This is a genomic window from Alcanivorax sp. NBRC 102024 (assembly GCF_001602235.1).
GTDB lineage: Bacteria > Pseudomonadota > Gammaproteobacteria > Pseudomonadales > Alcanivoracaceae > Alcanivorax.
Window position 1 is genome coordinate 55,460 of the sequence record NZ_BDAS01000006.1, and the last position, 12,721, is coordinate 68,180.

At 60.3% G+C, this 12,721-nt stretch carries 9 protein-coding genes; 6 read left to right on the forward strand and 3 right to left on the reverse strand.

The genetic code is table 11. From position 1 onward, the window contains the following. The first annotated feature begins 638 nt into the window (after positions 1-638). The 5 genes from A0251_RS10930 (at position 639) to A0251_RS10950 (ending at position 7,259) form a co-directional block, all read left to right on the forward strand. Positions 639-1,361 carry a response regulator gene (locus A0251_RS10930; protein ID WP_062816885.1) on the forward strand — a complete coding sequence of 241 codons (723 nt, stop codon included), beginning with the start codon at positions 639-641 and terminating at the stop codon, positions 1,359-1,361. 35 nt (positions 1,362-1,396) lie between these two features. Further along, the gene (locus A0251_RS10935) at positions 1,397-3,013 is read left to right on the forward strand and encodes an ATP-binding protein (RefSeq protein WP_062816886.1); all 1,617 of its coding nucleotides are present in this window, start codon (positions 1,397-1,399) and stop codon (positions 3,011-3,013) included. Between the two features lie 351 nt (positions 3,014-3,364). Continuing rightward, the gene (gene glpK, locus A0251_RS10940) at positions 3,365-4,855 is read left to right on the forward strand and encodes a glycerol kinase GlpK (RefSeq protein ID WP_062816887.1); all 1,491 of its coding nucleotides are present in this window, start codon (positions 3,365-3,367) and stop codon (positions 4,853-4,855) included. Positions 4,856-5,055: 200 nt separating this feature from the next. Next, positions 5,056-6,159: a diguanylate cyclase gene (locus tag A0251_RS10945; RefSeq protein ID WP_062816888.1), complete on the forward strand. Its 1,104-nt coding sequence runs from the start codon at positions 5,056-5,058 to the stop codon at positions 6,157-6,159. Then, a complete protein-coding gene (locus tag A0251_RS10950) occupies positions 6,156-7,259 on the forward strand; it encodes a GGDEF domain-containing protein (protein ID WP_062816889.1) in 1,104 nt (367 codons plus the stop codon). Before A0251_RS10945 ends, A0251_RS10950 begins: the two co-directional genes overlap by 4 nt. A 151-nt stretch (positions 7,260-7,410) precedes the next feature. Here A0251_RS10950 and A0251_RS10955 read toward each other — a convergent pair whose 3' ends face one another. The 3 genes from A0251_RS10955 to A0251_RS10965 form a co-directional block, all read right to left on the reverse strand. Then, positions 7,411-8,466, reverse strand: a complete 1,056-nt coding sequence (locus A0251_RS10955; protein ID WP_062816890.1) for an ABC transporter ATP-binding protein — start codon at positions 8,464-8,466, stop codon at positions 7,411-7,413. Positions 8,467-8,564: 98 nt separating this feature from the next. Then, positions 8,565-9,473, reverse strand: coding sequence for an ornithine carbamoyltransferase (gene argF / locus A0251_RS10960; protein ID WP_062816891.1), 909 nt, complete (start codon positions 9,471-9,473; stop codon positions 8,565-8,567). Next, entirely contained in the window at positions 9,470-10,651 is a 1,182-nt protein-coding gene (locus A0251_RS10965; protein WP_062816892.1) for an aspartate aminotransferase family protein, read from the reverse strand. Before A0251_RS10965 ends, argF begins: the two co-directional genes overlap by 4 nt. Before the next feature lie 513 nt (positions 10,652-11,164). Here A0251_RS10965 and A0251_RS10970 point away from each other — a divergent pair. Beyond that, complete coding sequence (locus A0251_RS10970) at positions 11,165-12,715, forward strand: hydantoinase B/oxoprolinase family protein (RefSeq protein ID WP_062816893.1); 1,551 nt, start codon at positions 11,165-11,167, stop codon at positions 12,713-12,715. Positions 12,716-12,721: the final 6 nt, after the last annotated feature.

Here is a 12,721-nt window from a genome sequence, read left to right on the forward strand (position 1 = left end):
TCTCCGTTGTTTGTGCTGTTCTGTCTGTTGTCGGTTTGTGTGGTGGTGCCGGCGTGGTCTGATGCCGCGTAGGGCACACCACGCAAAACGCCACAGCGGTCAGGCCGTGGCGCAGTAAAATCCGTGTTGGGTGGTGCCTGGTGGTCTGATTTGGGTGTGGACCACTATATCTTGTGTCTTGTCCATGACGATGTACTTGCCCCTGGTCGCCAGAAAAGCCCTAAATGGCTGATGTGGCTGTATTTTTCGGTACGCTGGATGCGGTTATCCCGGGGTGGCAGCGATTTTACAAAAACCCAATATGTTGGGGTCGCTACCCGACTTCAGTACAAGTTATAGTTGTGTCTATGGATTTGCAAGCACTTCGCCTGGGGAAATTTTGTGGATAAGTTGTGGACCACTGTGGGTGCATTTGGGTTGCACTTTTGCGGGGCAGGGCGGTACTAGATATTGTGTTTGTCAACGGGAAAAAGTACACCGTGAAGCAGCTTCAATGTACCTTTGGTATCAGTAAGGTTGCCGTGGACAGTGTCTATGCGTATAAACACCTGATAGGGATACGTTTGTTACAGTTTGCCGCCTTGGGCTCTGTGTACCAACGACAATAATGATACGAAGTGAAAAAGGATAAGGACGGGATGACAACGGTGCAGGATAACCCGCCAGCCATCATGATCGTGGAAGACGACGAAAGACTTGCCGATCTTACCTGTGAATATCTGCAAACCAATGGTCTCAATGTGACGGTAGTCAGTGATGGCGAAGAAGCTATCCGTCGCATTCGTGCCGAGCAACCGGATCTGGTGGTCCTGGATCTGATGTTGCCCGGAGCCGACGGTCTGACCGTCTGCCGCGAGGTTCGCAGCGCCTACAAGAATCCCATTCTCATGCTCACCGCCCGCACCGATGATATGGATCAGGTACTGGGCCTGGAGATGGGGGCCGATGACTATGTGGCCAAACCGGTGAAACCCCGGGTGTTGCTGGCACGTATCCGCGCCCTGCTGCGCCGGGTGGAAACCGACAGCGAACGGGACAGCTCACCGGCCCGGCTGGAATTCGGTGCCCTGGTGATCGATAACTCCGCCCGGGAAGTGACCCTGGCCGGGGAATCCGTGGATCTGACCAGTGCGGAATACGACCTGCTCTGGTTGCTGGCGTCCAATGCGGGCACGGTGCTGTCCCGGGAAACCATTTTCGAGAAGCTGCGCGGTATTCAGTACGACGGGCAGGACCGCTCGATTGATGTGCGCATTTCCCGGATTCGTCCCAAGGTGGGGGACGATCCGGAAAACCCCAAGCGTATCAAGACGGTGCGCTCCAAGGGCTATCTGTTCGTCAAGGAAATCGGCGCGGCCTGAGCGTTTCTGTGCCGCGGCGTGACGCTGGGTGACGCTTGAATAGTATTTTCCTGAGGCTCTACGGGGGCTTGTTGCTGGCGCTGTGTTTTATCGGCGCCATCACCTATGCCGCCGTGCAGCTGGTTAACAGCTACCGCTCGGATATTTACCGGGAGGAAATGGCGCGGGGTACCTTCTACCTGATGGCGGAAGGCTACCAACGCTATGAGCCCGGGGAGCGTGACCGCTGGAGCCAGGTGCTCAGCAAGCTGTTCAGTGCGGAGATCCAGCTGCAGTCTGCCAACGAGCTGGAACTGGGCTACCGGGAGACGTTGCATCTGGAAGACGGCCTGGTGGTGATGCGCCTGAATGATGAGGAAGGCTACGCCGATATCCTTTTTCAGTTGCCCGGAGAACCCGAATACATCACCACCCGCATGACCAAGGTGTCCGAGCAGCAGGCCCGGGCCACCGCCGTGCTGGTGCTGAACCATCTTTCCCACTTCCCCGAAGACGAATGGGAGCAGGCCCTGGGCCGGCTCCAGCAGCATTTCGGCTTCCCCCTCAATCTTGTGCCACGGGACCAAGTCTCCCTGGACCCGGAACAGGAGCAGCGGCTCAATCGTCGCGAAGTGGTTATCGGTCTGGATGACAGTACCCGTAACAACTCCAGTATCCGCATTTATGCTCCGGTGGCGCAGACCGGCAAACTGCTGGTGATCGGCCCCCTCAGTCTGTTCGACCAGTTCCCCATGGAATTGCTGCTGGTGGCCGGGGCCCTCAGCCTGTTGGCAGTGGCGCTGGCCACCTATCTGCAGGTAAGCCCGTTGCAACGGCGCCTCAAGCAGCTCGACCAGGCGGTGAGTCAACTGGGCAGTGGTGACCTGGGGGCCTACGCCAATATTGAAGGCAACGATGCCATCGGCCAGGTGGCGGCCACCTTTAATGGCATGACCGCCCATATCCGCCGACTGATTGAGTCCCAGCGGGAGATGACCCGGGCGGTGAGCCATGAATTGCGCACCCCGGTGGCGCGGCTGCGTTTCGGTCTGGAGATGCTGGCGGATATCGAGTCGGCGGAATTGCGCCGGGAAAAACTCAATGCCCTGGACCATGATATCGAGCAGCTGGATCAATTGATTGATGAAATTCTGACCTATGCCCGCCTGGAACAGGGCACCCCCAATATTGAATTCAAGCCGGTCCTGGTGGGGGAGCTCTGCGAGCAGCTGCGTGACGAACTGGAAACCATTCGTGGTGATACCGTTATCAGTGTGGAGTGCGGGCAGCCCACCCTGGAAGTGGAAGCGGAAGAACGCTACCTGCACCGGGTACTACAGAATCTGGTAACCAATGCCCTGCGCTATGCCGGCTCGCGGATCGTGATGGTGGTTGAGGGGACTGAAAGCCAGGTGGTTATCCATGTGGATGACAATGGTCCCGGCATTCCCGAGCACGAGCGCGAGCGTGTGTTTAAACCCTTCGCCCGGCTGGACAAGAGTCGCCATCGTGCCAGTGGTGGCTATGGTCTTGGCTTGTCCATTGTGAAACGGATTGTGGATTGGCATGGTGGGGATATCCGCGTGGATGAAAGCCCCATGGGCGGCGCCCGATTTACCGTCATTCTGCCGCGCCACCAGCAGGGCCAGCATGTGCTGGGGCGGGTTAATTAAGCTGCAAGCTTTCTTCGAAGTCGCTGTAGGAACGGAGTGTAGCGGAGTAACGCACGTAGTTCCGTGCGGCCCGAAGGGTGAGCGAAGCGAATAAACTGCTTGAGGTGCGAACCGCGCTTGCGCGGATATCGACCGAAGGGCGGTCAGGGTTTTCAAAGCGCAACAGATGTCGACAACCCGGCAGCATCGTAGGGTGGGTTTGGAGGCTCCTAAATCGCCGATAAGGTCCATGGTGTTGTCCGTTATCGTTCAATCTGCCATCGCGCCATCATGTAAAATACGGTTCCCGGCGCCTCCACGCAGCGTCTGACTGATCCAGCCTCCAATTCTGATAAAAGGGTTAGCCGAGCCATGTCATACATCCTTTCCATCGACCAGGGCACCACCAGTTCCCGCGCCATTGTTTTTGATGCCAGTGGGCGGGCCTGTGGGCAGGCACAGAAAGAGTTCCGCCAGCATTTTCCTCAGGATGGCTGGGTGGAGCACGATGCCCTGGAAATCTGGAAGGATACCCTGGCGCTCTGCCAGCAGGCCCTGAGAAATGCCCGTGTGGAAGCCCAGCAGCTGGCGGCTGTTGGTATTACCAACCAGCGTGAAACGACGGTGCTGTGGGATCGCCAGACCGGTGATCCGCTGGCCAGAGCGATTGTCTGGCAAGACCGGCGTACGGCAGAGTACTGCCAGCGCCTGCGTGATGCCGGCCATGAAGACAGTGTTCGCAGCAAGACCGGACTGTTGCTGGATCCGTACTTTTCGGCCACCAAGCTGGCCTGGTTGCTGGATAATGTGCCCGGCGCCCGCCAGCGTGCCGAAGCCGGTGAGTTGGCGTTCGGCACCATCGATTGCTGGCTGCTCTGGCAACTCACCCGTGGCAAGGTCCACGCCACCGATGCCACCAATGCCTCGCGCACCCTGTTGTTCAATATCCACGAACAGGCCTGGGACCCGGCCTTGCTGGAGTTGTTCGCTATTCCTGCCGCCGTACTGCCGGAGGTGCGTGACAGTGCCGGTGAGTTCGGTTCCACGTGCCCTGAACTGCTGGGCGCCGCGGTGCCGGTGGCCGGCATTGCCGGGGACCAGCAGGCGGCACTGGTGGGGCAGGCCTGTTTTCAGCCAGGCATGGTGAAAAGTACCTATGGCACCGGCTGTTTCATGGTGATGAATACCGGCGAGGCGGTGGTGTCCCATAACCGTCTGCTTACCACCGTGGGCTACCGGCTCAATGGCAAAACCACCTATGCGCTGGAAGGCTCCATCTTTGTAGCGGGCGCCGCCATCCAGTGGTTGCGCGATGGCCTCAATCTGATTCGTGATGCCAGTGAAACCGAGGCACTGGCCCGCCGCGCCGGCTCTGCCGGTGGCGTCTATCTGGTACCGGCCTTTACCGGTCTCGGTGCTCCCTGGTGGGATCCCCACGCCCGCGGTGCCCTGCTGGGGCTGACCCGTGACACCGGCATTGCCGAAGTGGTAACGGCGGGGCTCGAGGCGGTGTGCTATCAGTCCCGGGACCTGCTGGATGCCATGGCGGCGGATTGCGGTACCCGGCCCACCACCTTGCGGGTAGATGGTGGCATGGTGGTCAATAACTGGCTCAGCCAGACCCTGGCTGACGTGTTGGGAGTGTGCGTGGACCGTCCCATGGTCACCGAAACCACCGCCCTGGGCGCGGCCTACCTGGCAGGGCTGGGCGTGGGTCTGTACGACTCACTGGACGCCGTGGCCGAGCAATGGCGCTGCGAGCGGGAATTCTCACCGCTGCTGGAAGATGACGAGCGCCAACGCCGCTATCAGGGATGGCGGGAGGCAGTGGCCCGGGTCTGTCAGAGCCCGGTCGGTGAATAGGCTGCAAGAGTAATGCCCGAAAAATCAGGGACTTCTGTGCCACTTTTTTCATTGGCACGGTGATGGACGGTCCGGTTTCAGGGATGAAAACTGTGACGCGGTAGACATTTAGGGTTAGAGTTCACACAACAATAATACTAAATGACTACCATTGGGTGCGGCTGCTGGTGGGAATGGCTGCACCGGATCGGGAATCCGGCATGGATCAATCATTAACGCTCAATCCTGCAGCCCTGCAGTCCCAGAGACTGCGCCGGGTGCTGTTTGCCATCCTGGCCGGGGGAAGCGCCCACACCCTGCTATGCTGGATTGCCCTGCAGCTGGATTTCTTCCGCGGCGGTTCCGCCCTTTTTTACGGCATGTTCGCTGCCATTTGGGTGGGACATCTGGGCTTCGTCCTGTTCATGCTGCTGGGGTTGAATCGCCGGCTTTCCGAACCTTCCATGATCATGCCGCTGATGGTCTGGTCCACCACCGGGATTCTGCTGACTGCCCTGGTGGTGGACCAGGTGCGCCTGTGCGTGATGATGATTTTCTTTGCCATTGTCCAGATGGGAGTGCTGCAGGCGTCATTCCGACAGTTCGCCTGGCTGGCCGGTTATTGCGTATTCGGTTATGCGGTCATTCTTGGTGTGGTTTCCGGCTACTGGCCGGAGGTGGTGGACCTGCGGGGCGAATGGATACAGTGGGGGCTGTTCTCGGTCATGGTGTTGGCGATGATTCTGCTTGCCTCGGAAATTTCCACCATCCGCTCCCAGTTGAGTCGCCGCAACCTGCAGCTGGCGGACATTGTCGAGCGTATCCACGATATGGCCGTGAAAGACGAGATGACCGGCTTCTATCGGCGCCGCCATGCCATGGAGTTACTGGCCAAGGCCTGTGGCCAGTCAGCACGTGGCGCCTACCAGCTGGCCGTGGTGTATCTGGATCTGGATCATTTCAAGCGTATCAATGACGACTATGGACACCGTATTGGGGACCGGGTGCTGGAGCGCTTTGCCGAGGTGGCTCGCCGTCACCTGAGCGGGCAGGATTTTGCCGCCCGGCTGGGGGGAGAGGAGTTCATGCTGGTGTTGCCGGTCAGTGATCCGGATGAGGCCAGTAACCTGGCCGAGGGGATCCTGCTGGGTATGCGCAGCCAGCGCTTTGAGGAGGCACCGGGACTCGCCGTCACGGTCTCCGCGGGGTTGGCCATGTACCGGCGTGAAGAAACCCCGGAGCAGGTGATCCTGCGTGCGGATCGGGCGCTCTATCAGGCCAAGGAGTCCGGCCGCGACAAACTGGTGGTGGAGCAGAGCGAATGAATCAGGATCTGCGACAGGCGGAAAAGCTGACCCTCAGCGAGAAGCGTTTGCTCAAGCGGCATAGCCGTTCGGCCATTGCCATCATGGCCATGCATACCTTGTTATGCGTGGTGTATTTCCAGTTCGGCTATTTTGACGTGGCGCTGGAACAGGGGCTGGTGATGCTGTTCGTGGTCTGGGCCTCCCTGGTGGCCTACCAGCTGCTTCTTGCCACCGGCTGGACCCTGCGTCTGAGTGAACCGAGTCTGTCCTTGCCGCTGGTACTGCACTTCATGGTGGTATTCATGGTCTCCGGTTACTACGTGGACGAGTTCCGGCTCAGTGTGGTCACCCTGTTTTTTGCCGGCCTGTTGCTGGTCTCGTTCCGGCTTTCCGGCAAGGTAATGATCGGCGTGGCGGTGCTTGCCAGTGCGGCCTATGCGGTGATGCTGTGGTTGGCCATGAACGACCGCTGGGTGCAATTGAGTCTGTCCGTGGAAGCCTTGCAGTGGCTGGTGTTTTCCATGATCTCGGTGAGCTTTGCCATTACCGGCGGGGGCATCAATCGTTTGCGTGACGCCTTGGCCGACAAGAACCATCAACTGGCCCGGGCGGTGGAGCAGGTCCGTGAAATGGCCATACGGGATGATCTGACCGGCCTGTTCAATCGTCGCCACCTGCTTGAGATCCTGGAGCGTCAGCGGGCGCTGTTTGCCCGCAAGGGGCTGCCTTTTGCCATCTGCTATGTGGACCTGGACCATTTTAAACAGATCAACGACCGTCACGGTCATGACTGGGGAGACCGGGTGTTACGCCGGTTTTCCGCGCTGGCCCTGGCGGGCATGCGTGATGGTGACTATTTCGGTCGTCTCGGTGGGGAAGAGTTTCTGCTGATTCTGCCCCAGAGTGACGAGAGCGGTGCGCTGCGGGTGGCGGAGCGTTTGCGCGAGCGCTGGCGCGAAGAAAGCTTTATGCAGGAAGGCGGGCCCGGCGCCGTCAGCCTGTCGGTCGGTGTGGCCGCCTGCCAGGAAAACGAAACCATTGACGAGCTGATCAACCGTGCGGACCGGGGCTTGTACAAGGCCAAGTCCGGGGGGCGCAATCAGAGCCGGGTGGCGTGAGAGGCCAGTGAATAGTTAATAATGAATAATTAATAGTTGCGCGGAAAAAATTGATGGTTTTGAACGGCAACAAGCCGCGCCCATGGTTTGGGCGCGGCCTCTTGGTGTTTGCAGACCAGAGTGAGTTTGATCGCGAGTTATTAACTATTAATTATTCATTATTAATTGAAAAAGCGACAAGGTGCTTGGTCGCCAGTCGCACGCGTAACACATCGCCTTCCACCACATTGGTGTGGCTGTCGGTCTGGCAGAGCAGGGTTTCGTCGGCGCCGACGCGCAGGTGATAGAGGATGGTGGCGCCGGTGAACTGGCGGCGGGTCACGGGCAAGGCCAGGTGCGCGCTTTCGTCGGCGATCACGTCTTCCGGGCGTAATAACACATCCACCTGGCTGCCCGGTATCAGTGCAGCATTGCTGCGCCCGGTGAGCTCCCCCAGGCTGGTCCTGACGGTGTTTTCATCGAGCACCTCCCCGCGCAGAAAAGAGCCGTAGCCGGCGAATTCCGCCACGAAACGGTTGGTCGGGGCGTGGTAGATATTGTACGGGCTGTCCCATTGTTCCAGCCGGCCCTGATTCATTACGCCGACCCGGTCGGCCAGGGCGAAGGCTTCTTCCTGATCGTGGGTGACCAGCAGGGTGGTGACATTTTCCTGGCGGAGAATATCGCCCAGTTCACGGGCCAGGGCCCGGCGCAGGTCCAGATCCAGGCTGGCAAAAGGTTCGTCCAGCAGAAGCAGGGCCGGGCGGGGGCCCAGTGCCCGTGCCAGCGCCACCCGCTGTTGCTGGCCACCGGACAGCTCATGGGGGTAACGGTCTTCCATGCCGGCCAGCCGGACCCGGTCCAGGCACTCGCTGACTCGCTGGCGTTGTTGCGCGCGAGGCTGTTTGCGCAGGCCGAACGCCACATTGTCGGCCACGGTCAGGTGGGGAAAAAGGGCATGTTCCTGGAACACCATGCCCAGGCCCCGTTGTTCCGGAGGCAGTTGACGGCTGCGGCTGGAGACCTGCCGGCCCTGGATATGGATGCTGCCACCAGAGACCGGTTCCAGCCCGGCAATGGCGCGCAGGGTGGTGGTTTTGCCACAGCCGCTGGGCCCGAGCAGGCAGGCAATTTCGCCGGTGGCCAGCTCCAGGCTCAGATCCTTTACCACGGCTTGCTGGTGGTAACCGCAGGCCAGGTTTTCAAGGGTAAGCAGCGGCGGGTTCATTGCGTTTGCGCCTTCTGGAGATGTTGGAGGCTGGCTCGGGGCGAAAGCCGGAAAATATTCGCCCTGCGAGCAAGACTCCAACGGTTTACGGGTTTGTATCAGTGCTGGCCTGTGAGCAGGAACTCCAGCAGCGCCTTCTGGGCATGCAGACGGTTTTCCGCTTCATCCCAAACCACCGAGCGCGGGTCGTCCATCATCTCGTGGCTGACTTCCTCGCCGCGGTGGGCAGGCAGGCAGTGCATGAAGAGGGCGTCCGGGTCGGCCCGATCCATCAACTCGGGGGTCACCTGGTAGCCTTCAAAGGCATTGAGGCGGGCTTGCTGCTCGTCTTCCTGCCCCATGGAGGCCCACACGTCGGTAACGACCAGATGCGCCCCTTTCACGGCTTCGTTCACGTCGGCTTCCAGACGCACCCGCTCGGGATAACGGTTGAGCAGTTCGCTGTCCGGTTCAAAGCTGTTGGGGCTGCTGATCACCAGCTCGAAGTCGAACTGGTTGGCGGCATTGATATAGCTGGCACACATGTTATTGCCGTCGCCCACCCAGACCACCTTTTTGCCCTGGATGCTGCCACGATGCTCCACAAAGGTCTGCATGTCGGCCAGCAATTGACAGGGGTGGAAATCGTCGGTGAGCGCATTGATCACCGGCACCGCCGAATGCTGGGCGAAGGTTTCCACGGTGGCGTGGTCGAAGGTGCGGATCATCACCGCATCCACCATGCGTGACAGCACGCGGGCGGAATCTTCAATGGGCTCGCCGCGCCCCAGCTGGGTGTCCCGGGGCGACAGGAAGATGCTGGCCCCGCCGAAGTGGGTCATCGCCACTTCAAAGGATACCCGGGTACGGGTGGAAGATTTCTCGAAGATCATGCCCAGGGTCTTGCCCAGCAGGGGCGTATGGCTCTGGCCATTACGCAGCATGGTTTTCAGTTCAATGGCGCGCTGGATCAGGTAGCCCAGCTCGTCCCGGCTCAGATCGGTGAGCGTCAGGAAGTGGCGGGTCATGCGACCTCCTGTTCGTTGGCGAAGTCATGAATGACCTGGGAGAGAGTCTCCACCAGGTGCTGCATCTCGGTCTGGTTGATCACCAGTGGCGGAAGCAGGCGTACCACGGAGCCTGCGGTGACATTGATCAGCAGGCCGGCTTCCCGGGCCCGGTTGACCAGCTCGGCGCAAGGGCGATCCAGCTGGATACCCAGCATCAGGCCCCGTTGACGGATTTCCTTGATCATGGGCAGATCGGCAAAGGCGTCAGTAAAGGCGTGCTTCAGCCAGGCCCCTTTCTCCGCGACCCCTGCCACCACGTCATCGGTGAGGGTGTTGACCACGGTCAGCGCGGTGGCGCAGCCCAGCGGATTGCCGCCGTAGGTACTGCCGTGGTTGCCGGGGCCGAACACCCCGTCGGCCTTGCCGGCCACCAGGCAGGCGCCGATGGGGAAGCCATTGCCCAGGCCCTTGGCGGTGGTCAGCACGTCAGGCGTCACCTTGTCGCCCACGCAGGCGAAGTAATCGCCGGTCCGGCCATTGCCAGACTGGATTTCGTCCAGCATCAGCAGCCAGTCATGCTGGTCACAGAGGGCACGCAGGCCGGGCAGATAGTCACTGGCGGGGACATTGATACCGCCTTCGCCCTGTACCGGTTCCACCAGGACAGCGACCACATTGGCGTTGTCGCCCAGGGCGCGGACCGCGTCCAGATCGTTAAACGGCACCCGGACAAACCCCTCCAGCAGCGGGGCAAAGCCTTCCTGTACCTTGGCATTGGCGGTGGCGGACAGGGTAGCCATGGTGCGGCCATGGAAGCTGCCCTCCATGACCACCACAGTGGGGCGGCTGACGCCCTTGCGCTGACCAAAGAGCCGGGCAATCTTGATGGCCGCTTCATTCGCTTCGGCGCCGGAGTTGGAAAAGAACACGCTCTGCATGCCGCTCACTTCGCACAGGCGCTGGGCCAGGGCTTCCTGGGACGGAATACGGTACAGGTTGGAGGTGTGCATAAGCTGCCCGGCCTGATCGGCCAGGGTGCGGGTTACCGCCGGATGGCAGTGGCCCAGGTTGCAGACCCCGATACCGGAGATGGCATCCATGTACTTGTGGCCGGCCTCATCGTAGAGCCATACCCCTTCACCGCGCACAAACGCCAGCGGCTGCCGTGCATAGGTGGGAATCAGATATTGCGACATAACAGGCAATTGATAATCGATAATAGAGAATTGATAACGGGCACCGGACCGTTGATCACAGCACCGTCTGTACGCGTCCCAAATAAAAAACGGCAGCCGAAGGCTGCCGGAACCGTCGATAATAGCGCACAATTCAGTGAATAGTTAACAGTGAATAGTTAACAGCGGTAGGCTGTTGTCCCGTTTTTAGTTATTAAGGAGCCTCTGAATAACTCCTTGCATGCTCAGTCTTTCAGGCTGGCTCGCAATCTAGGCGCGATTTTGAAGGTGTCCCCTCAAGGGGGATCGAGATATGTCCATCTATCGAAAAAGCGCAACAACGAGTGCGGGCCAGCCTGGAAGACCCGCAGGGCGCGGCCTGAAGGGCCCATCTGCTGCGCTTTGTCGCTAGGAAAGGGACCACCCTGTCCGTCGCAACAAAACACAGCAGCTGCACCCTTCAGGCCACGCTGAGTACGCAAGGAGTTATTCAGAGGCTCCTTAACTATTCACTATTAACTGTTAATTGCTTCTATGAATCCTGTCCAGCTCAGTATTTTCGCCAACCGCCTGTCAGGGATCTGTGACGAGATGGGGGCGGTGCTGCGGCTCAGCGCCCTCTCGCCGAACATCAAGGATCGCCTGGATTTCTCCTGCGCCGTTTTCGACAAACAGGGCAGGTTGTGTGCCCAGGCAGCCCATATTCCGGTGCATCTGGGGTCCATGGCCTATGCCATGGCGGATCTGGTCAGTGGCCGGGATTGGCAGCCCGGCGACCTGCTGGTGGTCAATGATCCCTATCTGGGCGGCACCCACTTGCCGGATGTGACGGTGGTGGCCCCGGTCTTCCAGGCATCCTCCTTGATCGGCTTTGCCGTGACCCGGGCTCACCACGCCAATATTGGCGCCCACAGTCCCGGATCCATGCCGGTGTCGACCCATCTGGAGGAGGAGGGCATCGTCATTGCTCCCAGCTGGCTGAAACGGGCGGGACAGTGGCAGGTGCCTTTGTGTCGACACCTGGCCGGGCTGGATGAGAGCGGGGGGCTGCCGGTGGAAAACCGGCGGTTTGCCGATTTTGTCGCCCAGGCCAGCGCCTGTGAGGCGGGGGCTCGGCGTCTGGCAGAACTGGCGGAACAGCAGCCCGACCTGGTTGCTGCCTTCGATGCCCTCAACGCCTATGGGGAAAAACGGGCCCGTGCCCGAATCGCAGCGTTACCGGACGGCTGTTACCGGTTCCGGGATTACATGGATGACGATGGTCAGGGTCAGCAGGACATCGTCATTGCCGTCACCCTGACCATTGCCGGGGAGCAGGCCAGCCTGGATTTCTCCGGCACCGCTGACCAGGTGGCAGGCAACATCAATTGTCCGCTGTCAGTGGCCGCCGCCGCCGCTTATTACTGCTTTCGCTGCCTGATGGACAATGATGTGCCCGCGTGCGATGGCCTGTTTCGGCCCATCAGCCTGTCAGCCCCGCAAGGTTCGTTGCTCAATGCCAATCGTCCGGCGGCAGTGGCGGCTGGCAATGTGGAAACCAGCTCCCGGGTGGTGGATGTGGTGCTGGGGGCGCTGGCCCAGGCGGCCCCCCAGGCGATTCCCGCTGCCAGCCAGGGGACCATGAACAATGTGGCCATGGGCGCCGCCGGAGAGGATGGCTGGGATTACTACGAGACCATGGCCGGGGGCACTGGCGCCCATGCCGGTGGTCCGGGGTTGTCGGCGGTGCACAGCCATATGACCAATACCCTGAATACCCCCATCGAGAGTCTGGAGTCCCACTATCCGCTCAGGGTGCACCGCTATCAGCTGCGCCGGGGCAGTGGTGGTGAAGGGCAGTTTGCAGGCGGTGATGGTCTGGTGCGTGAGCTGGAATTCCTGGGCGATGCCCAGGTGACCTTGCTGACCGAGCGCCGCCGTCACGCACCCTGGGGACTGGCAGGGGGACAGGATGGGGCGGTGGGGGAAAACCGTCATAACGGGGAGTTATTGCCGCCGAAAACCAGCTTTTCCGCTCGCGCCGGTGATCGTTTGGTAGTGGCTTCACCTGGTGGGGGTGGGTATTGCGATACGGAATGTAAATGAGAATGA